Annotated in this window: 18 protein-coding genes; 6 read left to right on the forward strand and 12 right to left on the reverse strand. The window is 67.9% G+C overall.

Annotated features, from left to right (window positions below):
• Nucleotides 1-98: 98 nt before the first annotated feature.
• The 3 genes from AC1HC7_RS05095 to AC1HC7_RS05105 form a co-directional block, all read right to left on the reverse strand.
• The gene (locus AC1HC7_RS05095; RefSeq protein WP_479496063.1) at nt 99-404 is read right to left on the reverse strand and encodes an FtsB family cell division protein; all 306 of its coding nucleotides are present in this window, start codon (nt 402-404) and stop codon (nt 99-101) included.
• Between the two features lie 211 nt (nt 405-615).
• Entirely contained in the window at nt 616-1890 is a 1275-nt protein-coding gene (gene eno, locus AC1HC7_RS05100) for a phosphopyruvate hydratase (RefSeq protein WP_479496062.1), read from the reverse strand.
• A 53-nt stretch (nt 1891-1943) separates the two neighbouring features.
• A complete protein-coding gene (locus AC1HC7_RS05105; RefSeq protein WP_479496061.1) occupies nt 1944-2366 on the reverse strand; it encodes a Fur family transcriptional regulator in 423 nt (140 codons plus the stop codon).
• Nucleotides 2367-2529: 163 nt separating this feature from the next.
• Between AC1HC7_RS05105 and AC1HC7_RS05110 the strand changes: the two genes are divergently transcribed.
• Nucleotides 2530-3684 (forward strand): serine hydrolase domain-containing protein, encoded by a 1155-nt coding sequence (locus AC1HC7_RS05110; RefSeq protein ID WP_479496060.1) that lies wholly within the window; start codon nt 2530-2532, stop codon nt 3682-3684.
• A 185-nt stretch (nt 3685-3869) separates the two neighbouring features.
• On the opposite strand, the gene AC1HC7_RS05115 is transcribed toward AC1HC7_RS05110, so the two are convergent.
• Both AC1HC7_RS05115 and mazG read right to left on the reverse strand, forming a co-directional pair.
• Nucleotides 3870-4877: a Fe(3+) ABC transporter substrate-binding protein gene (locus AC1HC7_RS05115; RefSeq protein ID WP_479498742.1), complete on the reverse strand. Its 1008-nt coding sequence runs from the start codon at nt 4875-4877 to the stop codon at nt 3870-3872.
• Between the two features lie 79 nt (nt 4878-4956).
• Nucleotides 4957-5859 carry a nucleoside triphosphate pyrophosphohydrolase gene (mazG, locus tag AC1HC7_RS05120; protein ID WP_479498743.1) on the reverse strand — a complete coding sequence of 301 codons (903 nt, stop codon included), beginning with the start codon at nt 5857-5859 and terminating at the stop codon, nt 4957-4959.
• A 115-nt stretch (nt 5860-5974) separates the two neighbouring features.
• Between mazG and AC1HC7_RS05125 the strand changes: the two genes are divergently transcribed.
• Entirely contained in the window at nt 5975-7183 is a 1209-nt protein-coding gene (locus AC1HC7_RS05125; RefSeq protein ID WP_479496057.1) for an RSP_2647 family RNA methyltransferase, read from the forward strand.
• A complete protein-coding gene (locus AC1HC7_RS05130; RefSeq protein ID WP_479496056.1) occupies nt 7180-7788 on the forward strand; it encodes an RSP_2648 family PIN domain-containing protein in 609 nt (202 codons plus the stop codon). The genes AC1HC7_RS05125 and AC1HC7_RS05130 overlap by 4 nt, the downstream gene beginning before the upstream one ends.
• Nucleotides 7789-7818: 30 nt before the next feature.
• On the opposite strand, the gene AC1HC7_RS05135 is transcribed toward AC1HC7_RS05130, so the two are convergent.
• From AC1HC7_RS05135 to AC1HC7_RS05150, 4 genes are read right to left on the reverse strand one after another with little or no spacing between them, the layout of a single operon-like run.
• Complete coding sequence (locus AC1HC7_RS05135) at nt 7819-8535, reverse strand: M48 family metalloprotease (protein WP_479496055.1); 717 nt, start codon at nt 8533-8535, stop codon at nt 7819-7821.
• Nucleotides 8536-8588: 53 nt separating this feature from the next.
• Entirely contained in the window at nt 8589-9773 is a 1185-nt protein-coding gene (locus AC1HC7_RS05140) for a vWA domain-containing protein (RefSeq protein WP_479496054.1), read from the reverse strand.
• Nucleotides 9774-9794: 21 nt separating this feature from the next.
• Nucleotides 9795-9965: a hypothetical protein gene (locus AC1HC7_RS05145; RefSeq protein WP_479496053.1), complete on the reverse strand. Its 171-nt coding sequence runs from the start codon at nt 9963-9965 to the stop codon at nt 9795-9797.
• A 6-nt stretch (nt 9966-9971) separates the two neighbouring features.
• Nucleotides 9972-10424 (reverse strand): N-acetyltransferase family protein, encoded by a 453-nt coding sequence (locus AC1HC7_RS05150; protein ID WP_479496052.1) that lies wholly within the window; start codon nt 10422-10424, stop codon nt 9972-9974.
• A gap of 145 nt (nt 10425-10569) precedes the next feature.
• Between AC1HC7_RS05150 and AC1HC7_RS05155 the strand changes: the two genes are divergently transcribed.
• On the forward strand, nt 10570-10911 hold the full coding sequence (locus AC1HC7_RS05155) for a hypothetical protein (RefSeq protein WP_479496051.1): 342 nt from the start codon (nt 10570-10572) through the stop codon (nt 10909-10911).
• 1 nt (nt 10912) lies between these two features.
• On the forward strand, nt 10913-11356 hold the full coding sequence (locus tag AC1HC7_RS05160) for a helix-turn-helix domain-containing protein (RefSeq protein ID WP_479496050.1): 444 nt from the start codon (nt 10913-10915) through the stop codon (nt 11354-11356).
• Between the two features lie 163 nt (nt 11357-11519).
• Here the strand turns inward: AC1HC7_RS05160 and AC1HC7_RS05165 are convergent, their stop codons facing one another.
• Nucleotides 11520-12362, reverse strand: coding sequence for an AAA family ATPase (locus tag AC1HC7_RS05165; protein ID WP_479496049.1), 843 nt, complete (start codon nt 12360-12362; stop codon nt 11520-11522).
• A gap of 315 nt (nt 12363-12677) precedes the next feature.
• Here AC1HC7_RS05165 and dksA point away from each other — a divergent pair, with 315 nt between their 5' ends.
• Entirely contained in the window at nt 12678-13100 is a 423-nt protein-coding gene (dksA, locus tag AC1HC7_RS05170; RefSeq protein ID WP_479496048.1) for an RNA polymerase-binding protein DksA, read from the forward strand.
• Between the two features lie 215 nt (nt 13101-13315).
• Here the strand turns inward: dksA and AC1HC7_RS05175 are convergent, their stop codons facing one another.
• A complete protein-coding gene (locus tag AC1HC7_RS05175) occupies nt 13316-14896 on the reverse strand; it encodes a 2-isopropylmalate synthase (protein WP_479496047.1) in 1581 nt (526 codons plus the stop codon).
• 331 nt (nt 14897-15227) lie between these two features.
• Nucleotides 15228-16652, reverse strand: a complete 1425-nt coding sequence (locus tag AC1HC7_RS05180; RefSeq protein WP_479496046.1) for a 2-isopropylmalate synthase — start codon at nt 16650-16652, stop codon at nt 15228-15230.
• Nucleotides 16653-16924: the final 272 nt, after the last annotated feature.

Here is a 16924-nt window from a genome sequence, read left to right on the forward strand (position 1 = left end):
AGTGTTCAACCACATCAGTCTAGACTGATCTTCGCGGAAAATCACCTGCCAATGCGCGGCGCGGGCGGCGCCGGGCGATCACGGCGTTGCGAGGCGGGTCAGCGGATGACGATCTCGTCGTCGCGCAGATAGCCGAGCACCGCGCGGGCGCGTTCGTCCAGCAGGTCGAGATCAAGATGGCTTTCGGAGAGCCTGCGGGTGAGGTTCTCCATGCGCTCGCGATCGGTGCGCAGCGACGCGAGGTCGCCGGTGAGCATGATTTCCTGCTGTTGCAGGCGCACGTATTCCACCAGCCCGGTGTCGCCCTGCACCGCCGCGTAGCCGAAATAGCTGGTGGCGCCGATGATCCCGAAGGAAAACAGCGCCGTGCCGATGGCGCGGGTCGAAAAGATGTTGTCGCTCATGCCGCTCGTCGCCTCTGCTGCGTTTGGTTCGCTTTGTTTGGGCGTTGGCGCAAGATTCGCATGACATTTTGAAAATGCAAAGAAAAACCGAGGCGCGCGCCGGGGCGGGGGCGTCGAACTCCGCCGCTGTTGCCGGAAAGGCGCGCCTGAACGCGAACCGCCGCCCCGTCAGGGCGGCGGTTTCTTGCGTTCGGGCCTCTGGCCGCCCGGGTCAGCCCCGGATGAAGGCGGCGCCGGCATAGGCGGCGGATTCGCCCAGTTCCTCCTCGATGCGCAGCAGCTGGTTGTATTTGGCCAGCCGGTCCGAGCGCGCCAGCGACCCGGTCTTGATCTGCCCGCAATTCAGCGCCACGGCGAGATCGGCGATGGTGGAATCCTCGGTCTCGCCGGATCGGTGCGACATCACCGAGGTGAAGGCCGCGCGATGGGCCATGTCCACCGCCTCGATGGTCTCGGACAGGGTGCCGATCTGGTTGACCTTGACCAGGATCGAATTGGCGCTGCGCTCGTCGATGCCGCGCGCCAGCCGCCGGGTGTTGGTGACGAACAGATCGTCGCCCACCAGCTGGCAGCTGTCGCCGATCAGGGCGGTGAGCGCCTGCCAGCCGGCCCAGTCGTCTTCGGCCATGCCGTCCTCGATGGAGACGATCGGGTAATCGGCGGCGAGCGCGGCGAGATAGGCGGCCATTTCCCCCGAATCCAGTTTCCTGCCTTCGCCGGACAGGGTGTAGACGCCGTCGTCGAAAAATTCGGTTGCGGCGGCGTCGAGCGCCAGATGCACGTCCTCGCCGGGTTTGTAGCCGGCTTTTTCAACCGATTTCATGATGAAATCCAGCGCATCGCGGGTGGAGCCGATATTCGGCGCGAATCCGCCCTCGTCGCCCACCGAGGTGTTGTGCCCGGCGGCGGCCAGTTCCTTTTTCAGCGTGTGGAATATCTCGGACCCCATGCGCAGCGCCTCGCGGAACGTCGGCGCCGATGTGGGCATGATCATGAATTCCTGCACGTCGATGGGATTGTCGGCGTGCTCGCCGCCATTGATGATGTTCATCATCGGCGTCGGCAGGATGCGCGCCGAGGTCCCCCCCACATAGCGATACAGCGGCAGCGACACGCTTTCGGCGGCGGCGCGGGCCACGGCGAGGGACACGCCGAGGATGGCGTTGGCCCCGAGGCGGGCCTTGTTTGGCGTGCCGTCCAGTTCGATCATGGCGTTGTCGATGGACAGCTGTTCGGTGGCGTCGACCCCGGCGAGGATCTCGAAGATCTCGCCATTGACCGCGTCCACGGCCCCCTGCACGCCCTTGCCCAGATAGCGCGCGCCGCCGTCGCGCAGCTCCACCGCCTCATGGGCCCCGGTGGAGGCGCCCGAGGGCACGGCGGCGCGGCCCTGCGCGCCGTCCTCGAGGATCACGTCCACCTCGACGGTGGGATTGCCGCGGCTGTCGAGGATCTCGCGGCCGGCGATGTCGATGATGGCGCTCATTGGGGGTCTCCGGGTGTTTGGGTCGGCGGAAAGGCGGGGGCGTTTGGCGGGGCTCAGTCGTCGGATTCCTTCAGCGGCGCGCCGTAGAGTTCAAGCTTGTGGCCGCGCAATTCGAAACCGAGCCGGCGGGCGATGCGTTCCTGCAATGCCTCGATCTCGGGATCGACGAATTCGATCACGGCGCCGGTGGTGATGTCGATGAGGTGGTCGTGATGTTCGCGCTCCGCGTCCTCGTAGCGGGCGCGCCCGTCGCCGAATTCCAGCTTGTCGAGTATGCCGGATTCCTCGAACAGCTTCACCGTGCGATACACCGTGGCCAGCGAGATGTTGGCGTCGATTTCGGCGGCGCGGCGGTAGAGCTCCTCGACATCCGGATGGCCGTCGGCGGCTTGCAGCGCCTGCGCCACGACGCGGCGCTGGCCGGTCATGCGCAGCCCCCGGGATTCGCAGCGTTCGACGATGGTTTCGCGGGACATGAGATCTCCGTCGCGCAAGTTCGCTCTGGCGCGGGTCTTAGCGCAAAGGGGCGGCGGGATAAAGGGCGCGACGCGTCCGCGGCGCAGGCATTGGCGTCCGGCGCGAAGCGGGCTAGGCTCCTGCGCGACACTCGGAAAAGATATCTCAGGGAAGGAAAAGCGCATGAGCGGAATGGATGACGTGCTGAACGGCGCGATCGCGGCGGGCAGGGTTCCGGGGCTGGTGGCCATGGCCGCCAACCGGGACGGGGTGATCTATGAAAACGCCGTCGGCGTGATGGGCGTCGACAACGACAGGCCCATGGAAATCAACTCCATGCACCGGATTTTCTCCATGACCAAGGCCATCGGCACGGCGGCGGCGGTGAAGCTGATCGAGGACGGGGCGCTGGATCTGGACGCCCCGGTGGCCTCGATTCTGCCGGCCTTCGCCGAGCTTCAGGTGCTGGAGGGATTCGACGGCGACACGCCGATCCTGCGCGCGCCCGCAAGCCAGGCCACCATCCGCCAGCTCGCCACCCACACCTCCGGGCTGGAATACGAATTCTGGAGCGCCAACACCGCGAAATACCTCGAAGTCACCGGGCATCCGACCATCCTGTCCGGGTTGAAGCAGTCGCTGGCCTATCCCATGAGCTTCGACCCCGGGACCGGTTGGGGCTACGGGATCTCCATCGACTGGCTCGGGCAGGTGGTGGAGGCGGTGTCGGGCAAGCGCATCGACGAATTCTGCCGGGATTTCCTGTTCGGGCCGCTGGGCATGGGCGACACGGTGTTCGAATGCACCGGCGCGCGGCGCGAAAGGCTGGTCTCCGCCCACGCCCATGACGAGACCGGCGCGCTGGTCGCCACCGAACTGGAAGCCCCCTCCGAACCGGAATTCTACGGCATGGGCCACGCGCTGTTCTCCACCGCCCCCGATTACATGCGCTTCCTGCGCATGCTGCTGCGCGGCGGCGAGCTTGACGGCGCGCGCATCTTCAAGCCCGAAACGGTGGAGATGATCTGCCAAAACCATATCGGCGAACTGGAGATGGGGGTGATGACCTCGGTGGCCCCGCCGCTGACCGCCGACGTGGATTTCTTTCCCGGCGTGGTGAAGAAATGGGGCCTCGGCTTCATGTTCAACGAGACCGACATCCCCGGGATGCGCGCCGCCGGGTCGCAAAGCTGGGCCGGGGTGCTCAACACCCATATGTGGTGGGATCGCAAGACCGGCGTCGCGGGCTGCATCTTCATGCAGCATCTGCCTTTCGCCGATGAAACCGCGATCGGACTCTACGGCGATTTCGAACGCGCGGTCTACGCCTCGCTCTGACCCGGGGCAGGCGGTCTTTCGGGGCGCATGGCGCGCCCCGACGGACCGCCGCGCCATGCGCCCCCGCGTCCCGGACCTGATCCGGGACCGCCTGGCAACGGCCAAGGCGGTCCCGGATCAAGCCCGAGGCGGCCCGTCACGCGCGAGCGGGGGAGGGGGGCGACGGGCGCGCCCGGGCCGGGGGCTCACTCGTCGAAATCGACGATCTGCACGAGCTTCAGCGCCTCGGGGCGGTTGGCGGCGATGTCGGTCAGCGCGATGTCGTCGCGCTTGAAATCGCCCCAGCTTTCCACCAGCGCCGACGCCTTGACGCCGGGCTTCACCGGGTATTCGGCATTCACCTCGGCATACATCATCTGGCCCTCGTCCGAGGACAGGAATTCCATCAGCTTGAGCGCGCTGTCCGGGTGCGGGGCCGACCTGGTCATCGCCACGCCGGAGATGTTCATATGCGCGCCGCCGTTCTCGAACACCGGGAACACGATGCGCACGCTGTCGGCCCACTGCTTCTGATCGGGCTTTTGCAGCATCTTGGCCATGTAATAGGTGTTGCCGATGGCGATGTCGCATTCCCCGGCCCACACCGCCTTCACCTGCGAGCGGTCGTTGCCCTGGGGCTTGCGCCCGAGATTGGCTTTCAAACCCTTCAGCCAGTGCAGCGTGTAGGCCTTGTCGTGATGCGCGATCATCGCCGCGAACAGCGCCAGATTGTAGGCATGCGCGCCGGATCGCATGCAGATGCGGCCTTTCCATTTCGGATCGGCCAGATCTTCGTAAGTGGTTATCTCGCCCGGTTTCACCCGGTCGCGCGCGGCGTAGACGATGCGTGCGCGCGCCGTCAGGCCATACCAGTGATCATCCGGGTCGCGAAACGCGGCGGGTATGTTGGCGTCGAGGATCTGCGATGCGACGGCCCGGGTCACGCCAGCGTCCACGACCCCCTTCAGGCGGCCGATATCCACGGTGAAAATCAGGTCCGCGGGCGACCGGCGCCCCTCGGCGGTCAGACGCTCAACCAGCCCCTTTTTCAGGAATACGGTGTTGACCTCGATGCCGGTCTCTTCGGTGAACCGGTCGAACATGGGCTGGATCAGCTCCGGCTGGCGATAGGAATAGACGTTCACTTCCTGCGCAACGGCCGGGGCGGCTGCGGCGGCGACGATCATCGCGCCGATCAGGGTCTTGGGGTGCATGGCGACTCTCCGTGGTTGGGCACGCGGCCAGATAAACCCGATTAAAAGAGTCAGGTCAATGCCTGAGTGAAAGCATTGGTTATTTGCCGCGCCCCGCCGCAGACCCGCCGGCCGGCGCGGATCTCGCCGCCTTCTCCACCGCCTTGGCCCTGTCCCAATGGGCGTCCATTTCGGCCAGGGTCGCGTCCTGCGGGCGCCTGCCCTCGGCCTCCAGCGCCTGTTCCACGGCGCGAAAGCGGCGCTCGAACTTGGCGTTGACCCGGCGCAGGGCGGATTCGGGATCGATCTTCAGACGCCGCCCCAGATTGGCCATCACGAACAGCAGGTCGCCGTATTCCTCCTCGATCTCGGCGGCGCCGAGGCTCTCGCGCGCCTCGACCAGTTCCTCCGCCTCCTCGCGCAGCTTGTCGAGCACATCCATGGTGTCCGGCCAGTCGAACCCGACCCGCGCGGCGCGGGCCTGCAACTTCACCGCGCGGGTCATGCCCGGCAGCCCGACGGCGACCCCGTCAAGGGCGCTCCTGCGCTCGATCCCCGCGGCCTCGCGCTCGGCCGCCTTGATCGTCTCCCAATCCACGGCCTGCTGCGCGGCGCTCTTGTCGCGGCTTTCGGCGCCAAACACATGCGGGTGGCGATTCAGCATCTTTTCGCTGATCGCGTCGATCACGTCCCGAAGCGCGAACGCCCCTTTCTCCTCGGCCATCTGCGCGTGAAACACCACCTGCAGCAGCAGATCGCCAAGTTCGCCGGGCAGGTCCTGCATGGCGTCGCGCGCGATGGCGTCGGCGACCTCGTAGGCCTCCTCGATGGTGTAGGGGGCGATGGTCGAAAAATCCTGTTCCAGATCCCAGGGGCAGCCATGGCCGGGCTCGCGCAGCCGGCGCATGATCTCGGCCAGCCGCGCCAGCCCCGCCGCGCGGTCGCGGATCAGCGCGTCGGAGGCGTCCCGGGGCAGGGGGCGATAGGGCGGGATCTGGGGCATCGGGACCTCCTGAGCAACGGCTGCGCGCAGTATGGAGCCCGCGCCGCGCGATGCAACGGGCGGTTTCGCCGACCGGCGTTTCGCGCTACAGGCTCTGCCAACGCAAGGAGCCCCCATGCCCGATACAGACGCCAGCCCCGACCCGCGCGCCGTCATCCGCCTGCGCCCCAAGGCCGGGCGGCGGTTCCGCGCCGGCGCGCCCTGGATCTATGCGGATGAACTGGTGATGGACCGGCGCACCCGAAAGCTCGCGCCCGGCGCGGTGGTCGAATTGCAGGACGAGACCCGCCGCCCGCTGGGCGCCGCGGCGTTCAACGGCGCCAGCGTCATCGCGGCGCGGCTGCTCGACGCCGATCCGGGCGCGCGGATCGACGCGACCTGGTTCGCCGCGCGCCTGACCCGGGCCCTGGCCCTGCGCCGGAAACTGTTCGACGCGCCGTATTTCCGGCTGATCCACGCCGAGGCCGACGGCCTGCCCGGGGTGGTCATCGACCGCTTCGGCGACGCGGCGGTGATCCAGCCCAACGCCGCCTGGGCCGATCTGCGCATCGAGCTTCTGGCCCAGGCCCTGCGCGACGTGACCGGGATTTCCACGGTGTTCATGAACGGCGCCTCGCGCGCCCGCGCGCCCGAAGGCCTGCCCGAGACCGCCCGCCTGCTGAGCGGCGCGCTGGACGGGCCGCTGCCCGTGCCCATGAACGGCGCCGTCTACATGGCGGATCTGCTGGGCGGCCAGAAGACCGGGCTGTTCTATGACCAGCGCCCCAACCACGCCTTTGTCGCCGGGCTGGCGCAAGGCGCAAGGGTGCTCGACGTCTTCAGCCATGTGGGCGGTTTCGGCCTGGCTGCGCTGGCGGCGGGCGCGGCGTCGGCGCTGGCGGTGGACGGCTCCGCCCCGGCGCTGGCGCTGGCCGAGGAGGGCGCGCGGCGCATGGGCGTCGCAGACCGGTTTTCCACGCGGCGCGGCGACGCCTTCGACGCGTTGCGCGACCTGGGCGAGGCGAACGAAAAATTCGATGTGGCGATCTGCGATCCGCCGGCCTTCGCCCCCTCGCGCCCGGCCCTGCAGGCGGGGCTGCGGGCGTATCGCAAGACCGCGCGCCTGGCGGCGGGGCTGGTGGCGCCGGGCGGCTTCCTGTGCCTGTGCTCGTGTTCCCACGCCGCCGACCTGGCAAGCTTTCGCCGCGCCTGCGTCGAGGGCATTCGCGGCGCCGGGCGCGTCGGGTCGCTGATTCATGCCGGGCGCGCCGGGCCGGACCATCCCGAACACACCGGCCTGCCGGAGACCAGCTACCTGAAATCGCTGGTCTTCGCGCTGCAATGACCGGCCCCGCGCCGCGCCGCGTGTTCCTCGACGCCTGCGTGCTCTACCCGCCGCTGGTGCGCTGCCTGCTGCTGGAGACCGCCGCGCAGGGGCTGATCGCGCCGTTCTGGTCGCCGCGGGTGCTGGAGGAATGGGCCCGCGCCGCCGCCCGCAACCATGATGCGGCGGCGATGCGCGCGGCGCGCGCGGAGGCGGCCTCGATGGACCTGCGCTGGCCCGGCGCGACCATCGCCCCCGACGATCCGCCCCTGGCGCTGAGCCTGCCCGACCCCGATGACGAACACGTGCTGGGCGCGGCGCTGGCCGCCGGGGCCGATCTGCTGGCGACATTCAACCTGCGCGATTTTCCCAATCGCAAGCTGCGCGGGCTGGGCGTGACGGCGCTGCACCCGGACGCGTTGCTTTGGGAATTCGCGGGCGGGGCCCCCGGCCATGTCGGCGCGGCGATCCGCAAGACGCTCCTGCGCTTTCCCGAGGCGACGCGGCGCGAATCCCCAGCGCGGATGCTGAAACGCGCCGGCCTGCCCCGGCTGGCGAAACTGCTGCGCAACGACGCCGATCTGGCGCGCATGGCGGCCGCCGGCGCGGGCGCGATCCGGCGCTGACGCGTCCCGGCGCCGATCCGGGACCGCGCCTCACCTGACCCTTGACCCGGCCGGGGGCGCCGGCGCGCCCTTGTCCCAGCTGTCATGCAGGGCCTCGATGGCGCGGATGCGGCGTTTTGCGGGCGGGTGGCTCATCAGCCAGGCATAGCCGCCGCGCGGCTGCCCCGCCGCCTTGTCGAGTTTGCGGAACATGCCGATCTGCGCCCCCCGCGCCAGACCCGCGCGACGCATCAGCGCCGCCGCGAAAGCGTCGGCCTCGAATTCGTCCTGGCGCGACAGGCGCGCCGCCAACAGCCCGGTCAGCGCCCCGGCGACCCAGGGGCCGATGAAGGGGATGAAGCGCCCGATCACCATGGCCAGCACCACCCGCGCGGCGTTCTGCCCGGTCCAGTCGATCATGCGGCGGCGCGAATGCCCCAGCGCCACATGGCCCAGTTCATGGGCGATGATCGACCCCACCTCGTCGGCGTCGATGCGCCCGCGGCGATACTGGTCCATCACCCCGGCGGTGATGAAGATCCGCCCGTCCGGCGCCGCCAGCCCGTTGAAGGCGGGGATGTCGTAGACATGGGCGCGCAGATGCGGGATCGCCACGGCGCGGCCCAGCCGGCGCACCACCGCCTCCAGCGTCGGATCGTCGAGCGGGCTGGACCTGTCGTTCAGTTCCTGCCGCAGGCGCAAGGCGGAAAACCGCCACATGGCCAGCCCGTAGGCGATCATCGCGATGAGGGGCAGAAATCTCAGCATGATTCCAATATAGGGACGGCGGGGGCCTGCGTCAGCCCTCGCGCGTCACGGCGTCACCTGCTGAGCTCCTTCATCGCCGCTTCCAGCCCCTTCAGGGTCATCGGGAACATGCGATCCATGAAGATCTCGCGGATCATGCCCACGGAATGGGTGTGATCCCAGCGATCCTGCGGCGTCGGGTTGATCCAGACATTGGCCGGCCATTGGTCGATGGCGCGGGTCAGCCAGGTCTGGCCCGGCTCCTCGTTCCAGTGTTCGTTGGCGCCGCCGGGATAGGCGATCTCGTAGGGCGACATGGAAGCGTCGCCGATGAACACGCAGCGATAGTCGCGCCCATAGGTGTTGAGCACGTCCCAGGTCGGTATCTGTTCCGACCAGCGGCGGCGGTTGTCGCGCCACACGCCCTCGTAAAGGCAGTTGTGAAAATAGTAATGCTCCAGATGCTTGAACTCGGCGCGCACCGCCGAGAACATCTCCTCCATCACCTTGATGTGGTCGTCCATCGAGCCGCCGACATCGAGAAACAGCAGCAGCTTCACCGCGTTGCGCCGCTCCGGGCGGGTTTTCACGTCGAGCCAGCCATGCTCGGCCGTGGCGCGGATGGTGCCGTCGAGGTCGAGTTCCTCGTCGGCGCCGTCGCGGGCCCAGCGGCGCAGGCGCTTCAGCGCCATCTTGATGTTGCGGGTGCCCAGTTCCACCGAATCGTCGAGATTGCGGAACTCGCGCTTGTCCCAGACCTTCGCCGCGCGGCGATGCCGGCTTTCGTGCTGGCCGATGCGCACGCCTTCGGGGTTGTAGCCATAGGCGCCGAAGGGCGAGGTCCCGGCGGTGCCGATCCATTTGCCGCCGCCCTGGTGGCGGTCCTGCTGTTCCTTCAGGCGTTCGCGCAGGGTGTCCATGAGCTTTTCGAAACCGCCAAGCGCCTCGATTTCCGCCCTTTCCTCCGGGGTGAGATGCTTTTCGGCGAGCTTTCTCAACCAGTCCTCGGGGATCGGCGTTTCCTGAACCCCGTCGCCGCCGGCGACCGATTCAAGCCCCTTGAACGCCTGCGAGAACACCCGGTCGAACTTGTCGATGTTGCGTTCGTCCTTCACCAGCGCGGACCGCGCGAGGTAGTAGAACGCCTCCACGTCATACATGACGACCTGCTTTTGCATCGCCTCCAGCAGCGTCAGGTATTCGCGCAGCGACACCGGCACCTTGGCCTCGCGCAGGGACAGGAAAAATCGCGTGAACATGGGGTCAGCCTCGCCGCTCGATCAGAAGATCCCCTGCCAGTCGCCCAGTGTGGCGATGATGTAGATGACCAGCACCGGGGCCAGCCCGTGAATCACCCCGTAGCGCAGGCGGTCGGCGGTTCCGCCCCCTGCGCGCACGGCGCGCCGCCAGCCGATGACGAAGAAGATGATGAAGACGGCGATCAGGATCATGGGGCCTCAGCGTGCGTATTTGATGAAGGGGGTGCGGGTGGCGACGCGATCATACAGCATGCGTCCCTTGTAATTGAATTCCTGGGTCAGCCAATAGACCATCGGCCGCCCGGCCGCGTCCGCCGCGGCGTAGACCGCCTCGATCAGCGCCCGCCCGACGCCGGTCCCGCGCACCGCCGGATCGGCGTAGAGATCCTGCAGATAGGTCACGTCGTCGAGCCGCCAGCAATGGCGGTGGAAGATGTAATGCACGAGCCCGACCGGCGCGGCGTCGCGCGTGGCGATCAACCCGTGCATGTCCGCGTCGCCGCCGGGCAGCAGGCGGGCGAATGCGGCGGCGCGGACCGCCTCCGGGACGGAGGAATCGTAGTAGTCCAGATACCCGGTCCAGAGCCGGCGCCACGCGGGTTCGTCCGCGGGCGCGAGCGGGCGGATGGTCACGGGCGGGCTGTCGGTCATGGGGTGTCCTTCGCCGATGCGCCGGAAGGCGCCGGGCCGCGCGATGCGCCCTTGATGTCGCGGCCGCCCCGGGTCAGGGTCGATCGCGGGCGCGACCATTGACAGATACGTCATTGGCGCACATATTGAAACACAGGCGGCGCGCGTGAAGATCGCAGTGAAGATGACCGGCGAATTCGAGCGCGACATCGCCCACTACCATGTGCGCAAGGACAGCGTCGAGCGAATTTCGGCGCATCTGCGCGACGACCCCTCGCGCGGGCGCGCCGACGCGCAGGCGTCGGACATTCGCCATTGGGAGGTCGGCGGACGCCGGGTCAGCTACCTGTTCGCGGTGCTGTCGGCGGAGGAGGCGCTGGTGATCCTGCTGCGGGTCCGTCCGGTCGAGGAGCCGCCGGCGGGGCTGCGGCGCAAGGCCCTTGATGCGATCGACGCGATCAATCGAATCAAGGGGGTGTTCAGCGGTTGGCCCAGGGGGAGTGACTGAGATGACAGACATGCGCATGCGCGTTGATCCCGATATCGGACTGGAACGCGCGCTGGACCAGGCGGCGGGGATGGTCGCCGACCGGCTGCTCGGGGCGACGCTTGATCCCGACGCGGCGCTGGACGTGGCCCGGATCCGGCACGCCACGGGGTTGACCCAGAAGGCGTTCTCGCAGCGCTACGCCATATCGCTCGGCACATTGCGCAACTGGGAACAGGGGCGGCGCGCCCCCGACGGGCCGGCGCGGGCGTTGCTGCGGGTGATCGCCGCGACCCATGGCGGCGCGGGCGAGGCCTCTCTGGCGCCGGAGGTGCGCGACCCGGCGACCGGGCGGATGAAAAAGCTGATCGGCGTGCTGTCGCCGATTCTGGGCGCCGCCAAGGCGAAGCTGGTGGAGCGCCAGGTGATGGAGGCCTTCGCCGCCGATCGGGTCTCGACCGACTAGACGCGCCCGGCGCGCTTGCTTTCGTCGCGAAGAGCGACGGCGACTTCAGCCATCCGCCCGGATGCCGATCCCGCCCCGCTCCAACACCCGCTCCAACACCCGCTTCAACACCCGCCCCAACGCATGACGCCCGACGCCGTTTCGCCCCCAAGATGAAAAATATTCAGGGGCGGGGACGGCGGGCCATGAAGGCCAGGCGTTCGAACAGGTGCACGTCCTGTTCGTTTTTCAGCAGCGCGCCGTGCAGGCGGGGCAGGGCGTCCCTGGCGTCGCGCTGCAGGTCCGCGGCGTCGAGATCGTCGGCCATCAGCAGCTTCAGCCAGTCCAGCGCCTCGGAGGTCGAGGGGCGTTTCTTCAGGCCCGGGGTCTCGCGCAATTCATAGAACTGGGTCAGGGCGGCGCGCAGCAGCGTCGGCTTGATGTCGGGGAAATGCACATGGACGATGCGGTCCATGGTCTCGGCGTCGGGAAAGGCGATGTAGTGAAAGAAGCAGCGGCGCAGGAAGGCGTCGGGCAGCTCCTTTTCGTTGTTGGAGGTGATGATGACGATGGGGCGGCGGCGGGCGCGGATGGTTTCCCCGGTCTCGTAGACATGGAATTCCATGCGGTCGAGCTCCTGCAGCAGATCGTTGGGAAACTCGATGTCGGCCTTGTCGATCTCGTCGATCAGCAGCACCAGGCGTTCCTCGGATTCGAAGGCCTCCCACATCTTGCCCTTGCGGATGTAGTTGGAGATGTCGCGCACCCGCTCATCGCCGAGCTGACTGTCGCGCAGGCGGCTGACGGCGTCGTATTCATACAGGCCCTGCTGGGCGCGGGTGGTGGATTTGACGTTCCATTCCAGGATGCGCAGTCCCAGCGCCGCGGCGACCTGACGCGCCAGCTCGGTCTTGCCGGTGCCCGGCTCGCCCTTGACCAGCAGCGGACGTTCCAGCGTGATCGCGGCGTTCACCGCGATGGTCAGATCCTGCGTCGCGATATAGTCGGAAGTGCCTTTGAATTGCATGTAATCCTGCCTGATGCTGTCGATTCCGCGCCACCCTGCCGCGCGCGCGCGATCGGCGCAACCGGATTGCGCGCGCGCCTGAGGCGCGCAATTCAGCGCGACTTGACGATTCGTTGAACGGCGCAACCTTGGAACGGCGGCGCCAAGCTGTGGAATCGCGCCAAAAAAACAAACCTTTCTCGTGACTCGCTGAGAACCCGGATGTAAGAGATGCCCGGCATCGCGACAAGCGTCAGGCCATGGGAGGGCTCCGGGGCGATGGCCCCGGAATGGCGCGCGCGGATGGGTGTGAACCAATCTTCGAGGTGTAGGGAGATGAAGTCCGAAGTCGTTCTGGAGGCCGACTATGCGCCGGCCGAAAACGAACCTTTCATGAATGAGCGTCAGAAGGAATATTTCCGACGCAAGCTGCACGACTGGCGCGAAAGCATCCTCGACGAAAGCCGGGGCACGCTTGAAGGACTGCAGGAAAGCGCCAACTCGATCCCCGATCTTGCGGATCGCGCCTCGGCGGAGACGGACCGGGCGCTGGAACTGCGCACCCGCGATCGTCAGCGCAAGCTGATCTCCAAGATCGATTCGGCCCTGCGCCGAATCGAGGACGGCACATACGGCTACTGCGAATCCACCGGCGATCCGATCAGTCTGAAGCGGCTTGACGCCCGCCCGATCGCCACCCTGAGCCTCGCGGCGCAGGAAAAGCACGAGCGGCGCGAAAAAGTCTATCGCGACGACTGACCGCCGCCCAGGCTTTCGCCTGGCCGGGGCGCGCGGCGCGTGAGCCGACAGCCGAGCCCGGGCGGCCGCGCGCCTGATCCGTCGCCGGCGCGCCGGGCCGGGTTCGGGCCGAGGTGGATTCGGCGGAGCATTCCCGCAATGTCGGGAAACCGCCCGGGGCGGCCCCGGGCTTGACCCGGGACCGCCTGGGCGCAAACGGCGCCTGACTGAAGTTTTCAGCCGCCGGTCATGGCCTCGGGCGCGGTCTTCTCGCGCCGCACCAGCAGCCGGTTCAACGCATGCACATAGGCGCGGGTCGAGGCCAGGATGGTGTCGGTGTCCGCCGATTGGCCGGTGACGATCTTGCCGTCCTCCTCCATGCGCACCGACACCGTGGCCTGCGCGTCGGTGCCCTCGGTCACCGCATGCACCTGATAGAGCTGCAGCCGCGCGTGATGGGGGACCAGCGCCTGCACGGCGTTGAAACAGGCGTCCACGGGGCCGTCGCCGGTGGCGGTGGAGGTCTGCTCCGCGCCGTCGATCTCCAGCGTCAGCACCACCGAGGGTTTCTGGGTGCCGCAGGTGACGTTCAGCGTCCTGACCCTGATCCGGTCCGACCCGGCGTTGGAATTCGCTTCGGTCATCAGCGCCAGCAGGTCGTCGTCATAGACCTCCTTCTTGCTGTCGGCCAGCGCCTTGAAGCGCACGAAGGCGTCCTTCAGCTGGTTGTCGCCGAGATCGAACCCCAGTTCGCTGAGCTTGGCGCGCAGGGCGTTGCGCCCGGAATGCTTGCCCATCACCAGATTGGATTCGTTCAGGCCCACATCCTCGGGGCGCATGATCTCGTAGGTGCCGGCGTGCTTCAGCATGCCGTCCTGATGGATGCCGGCTTCATGCGCGAAGGCGTTCTTGCCGACGACGGCCTTGTTGTACTGGACCGGAAATCCGGTGACCTGACTGACCATGCGGCTGGCCTTCATGATCGTTGTGGCGTCGATTCGGGTGGTCCAGGGCAGCACGTCGTTGCGCACCCGCATGGCCATCACCACTTCCTCCAGCGCGGCGTTGCCGGCGCGTTCGCCCAGCCCGTTGACGGTGCATTCCACCTGCCGCGCGCCGGCGCCGACCGCGGCCAGCGAATTGGCCACCGCCATGCCCAGATCGTTGTGGCAATGGGTCGAGATCACCACGTCCTCGATCCCCGGCACCCGGTCGCGCAGCATGCGGATGATGGCGGCGCTTTCGCCGGGCACGGTGTAGCCCACGGTGTCGGGGATGTTGATGGTTCCGGCCCCGGCCTTGATCGCGGTTTCCACCGCGCGGCACAGGAAATCATGCTCGGTGCGGGTGCCGTCCTCGGGGCTCCACTGCACGTCGCCGCAGACCGAGCGGGCGTGGGACACGCTGGCCTCGATCGCCTCCAGCACCTGTTCGGGGGTCATCTGCAGCTTGTATTTCATGTGCAGCGGCGAGGTGGACAGGAACGTGTGGATGCGCGGGCGGCGCGCGCCTTGCAGCGCCTCCCAGGCGCGGTCGATGTCCTTGAGACCGGCGCGCGCCAGCCCGCAGACCGAGGCGTTCCGCACGATCGCCGAAATCTCGCGCACGGATTCGAAATCGCCGATCGAGGCGATGGGGAACCCGGCCTCGATGATGTCCACCTGCATCTCGTCGAGCAGGGCGGCGATCTCGATCTTTTCGTTCAGGGTCATGGTGGCGCCGGGGGATTGCTCGCCGTCGCGCAGGGTGGTGTCGAAGATCAGCACGCGGTCCTTGTCCGCAGCCGCATCATTCGCCGCATCGCTCTGTTCAGTCATGGGAAGTGTCCTTGATGTCCGACATCGAGATCGCCCGCGTCCCGCTGGGCCTTGATGTCTTGCAAATGTCCGGGGGTCTTGCGGCGCGTCGATCACTCCCCCGAGCGCGCGCGCCGTCGTCCCGGCGCGCTCAGGGGCAGATAAGCCGAAGCGACAGGACAAGCGCCCGCCCGGCGGGGCGGTTCGTGCTGGTCGCGATATGGAGCGCAGCGGACATGGCGCGCATCATACCCGCTGCGTCGCAAAGGGAAAGCTAAAATCGCGCCCATGTCCCGCGCGGGGGGGGGGGCCCGTTCCGCCATGGGGGGCGGGCGCCGCCAGTTCCGCCATGTCAGTTGCGGGGCAGGGCGGCTTCGGCCTCTTCCCTGGTGCCGCGCCGCCCGTTCACCCAGTAGCCGTCATAGACCGCGCCCGAGGCGTATTCCATCTTGCCCTCGCCATGGCGCTGGCCCTTGACGAAGGCGCCGGTGTAGACGTCGCCGTTGCTGTAGATGGCGACGCCCTGGCCGTCGATCTCGCCCTGCCGCCACGACCCGGCGTATTCGAACCCGTCGGTCATCTGGATCCGCCCGGTGCCCTCGCGCAGCCCGTCGACGAAATCGCCCTCATAGACGGCGCCGTCCGGAAACGTGGTCTTGCCGCGCCCGTGCTGGAGCCCGTTGCGCCATTCGCCCTCGTAGGAATAGCCGTCGGGATAGGAGACCTTGCCGAAACCGTGGTTCTTGCCGTCCTTGAATTCGCCCTCGTAGACCGCGCCGTTGGCGTAGCGGGCCACGCCCTTGCCCTCGATCGCGCCCTTGCGCCATTCGCCTTCGTAGGAGCCGCCGTCGGCATAGGTGATCTTGCCCGGCCCGTCCGGCGCGCCGGCCTTGAACCGGCCCTCATGCACCGATCCGTTGGTGTAGCGGGCGATCCCGCGGCCCTCGATCTTCCCCTTCACCCAATCGCCGTTGTATTCGTAGCCGTCCGCGGCCACGAACACGCCCTTGCCGTGGCGTTCGTCGGCGTCGAATTCGCCGGTGTAGACATCGCCGTTGGCGTAGCGCGCCACGCCCTTGCCATGGCGGTTGCCGACCACGAAATCGCCTTCGTAGACATCGCCGTTGGCCTGGGTGGCCTTGCCCTTGCCGTCGATCTTGCCGTCGCGCCATTCGCCGACATAGACGAAGCCGTCGGGCAGGCGGATCTCGCCCTGGCCCTCGCGCCGCCCCTTCACCAGCTGGCCGGTGTAGACCGAGCCGTCGGGATAGGTGACCACGCCCTGGCCATGGGGCATGCCGTCCTTGAATTCGCCTTCGTAGCGGTAGCCGTTGGGGCGGGTCATCACCCCCTGGCCGTTCTGGGTCGAATCGCGGAACTCGCCCTCGTACACGATGCCGTTGGCGTAGCGGGCCACGCCCTTGCCCTCGATCGCGCCCTCGCGCCAGTCGCCTTCGTAGGAGCCGCCGTCGGCATAGGTGATCTTGCCCTTGCCGTCGGGGCGGCCGTCCTTGAACGCGCCCTTGTAGACCGATCCGTTGGGATAGGCGGCGACGCCCTGGCCCTCGATGCGGCCCTCGGTCCAGTCACCGGAATAGCGGAAACCGTCGGGGCGGGTGAACACGCCTTGCCCGTGCTGCTTGCCGTCCTTGAATTCGCCCTCATAGACGTCGCCGGTGTCGTATTGCTTGGTCTGGACATTCGACTGCGACAGCGCCGGACCCGGCGCCGCGACGACGAGCGCGAACGCATACGCGACAAAACGCTTCCTGAACATTGGCTTCCCTGTTCCCGATACCTGACCGCCATAGCCGCGGCCCGGCCGCAAGCCGGCCGGCGCGTCACCGATTTTCTCGCATCCGCGCGGGGGCGACTTTAGCTCACCGGCGACGGCGATGACAACCAGCCCGACGCCGCCGCCGCGCGCGCCGCCCCCCGGCGGCGGCCGCGCAAATCGCCTTTCCGGGCTTGTCAGGGCGCGGAACATGGCGCTATCTCGTCGCCCGGGCAGACATGCCGGCGCGCGACGGTCCGCCGCCGGCGCGCCCG

It is taken from the genome of Oceanicella sp. (assembly GCF_056449545.1).

Bases quoted from the DNA above. Each gene is read 5' to 3' on its own strand.
- AC1HC7_RS05095 (WP_479496063.1), bottom strand. From the start codon at position 404: ATGAGCGACAACATCTTTTCGACCCGCGCCATCGGCACGGCGCTGTTT.
- eno (WP_479496062.1), bottom strand. From the start codon at position 1,890: ATGAGCGCCATCATCGACATCGCCGGCCGCGAGATCCTCGACAGCCGC.
- AC1HC7_RS05105 (WP_479496061.1), bottom strand. From the start codon at position 2,366: ATGTCCCGCGAAACCATCGTCGAACGCTGCGAATCCCGGGGGCTGCGC.
- AC1HC7_RS05110 (WP_479496060.1), top strand. From the start codon at position 2,530: ATGAGCGGAATGGATGACGTGCTGAACGGCGCGATCGCGGCGGGCAGG.
- AC1HC7_RS05115 (WP_479498742.1), bottom strand. From the start codon at position 4,877: ATGCACCCCAAGACCCTGATCGGCGCGATGATCGTCGCCGCCGCAGCC.
- mazG (WP_479498743.1), bottom strand. From the start codon at position 5,859: ATGCCCCAGATCCCGCCCTATCGCCCCCTGCCCCGGGACGCCTCCGAC.
- AC1HC7_RS05125 (WP_479496057.1), top strand. From the start codon at position 5,975: ATGCCCGATACAGACGCCAGCCCCGACCCGCGCGCCGTCATCCGCCTG.
- AC1HC7_RS05130 (WP_479496056.1), top strand. From the start codon at position 7,180: ATGACCGGCCCCGCGCCGCGCCGCGTGTTCCTCGACGCCTGCGTGCTC.
- AC1HC7_RS05135 (WP_479496055.1), bottom strand. From the start codon at position 8,535: ATGCTGAGATTTCTGCCCCTCATCGCGATGATCGCCTACGGGCTGGCC.
- AC1HC7_RS05140 (WP_479496054.1), bottom strand. From the start codon at position 9,773: ATGTTCACGCGATTTTTCCTGTCCCTGCGCGAGGCCAAGGTGCCGGTG.
- AC1HC7_RS05145 (WP_479496053.1), bottom strand. From the start codon at position 9,965: ATGATCCTGATCGCCGTCTTCATCATCTTCTTCGTCATCGGCTGGCGG.
- AC1HC7_RS05150 (WP_479496052.1), bottom strand. From the start codon at position 10,424: ATGACCGACAGCCCGCCCGTGACCATCCGCCCGCTCGCGCCCGCGGAC.
- AC1HC7_RS05160 (WP_479496050.1), top strand. From the start codon at position 10,913: ATGACAGACATGCGCATGCGCGTTGATCCCGATATCGGACTGGAACGC.
- AC1HC7_RS05165 (WP_479496049.1), bottom strand. From the start codon at position 12,362: ATGCAATTCAAAGGCACTTCCGACTATATCGCGACGCAGGATCTGACC.
- dksA (WP_479496048.1), top strand. From the start codon at position 12,678: ATGAAGTCCGAAGTCGTTCTGGAGGCCGACTATGCGCCGGCCGAAAAC.
- AC1HC7_RS05175 (WP_479496047.1), bottom strand. From the start codon at position 14,896: ATGACTGAACAGAGCGATGCGGCGAATGATGCGGCTGCGGACAAGGAC.
- AC1HC7_RS05180 (WP_479496046.1), bottom strand. From the start codon at position 16,652: ATGTTCAGGAAGCGTTTTGTCGCGTATGCGTTCGCGCTCGTCGTCGCG.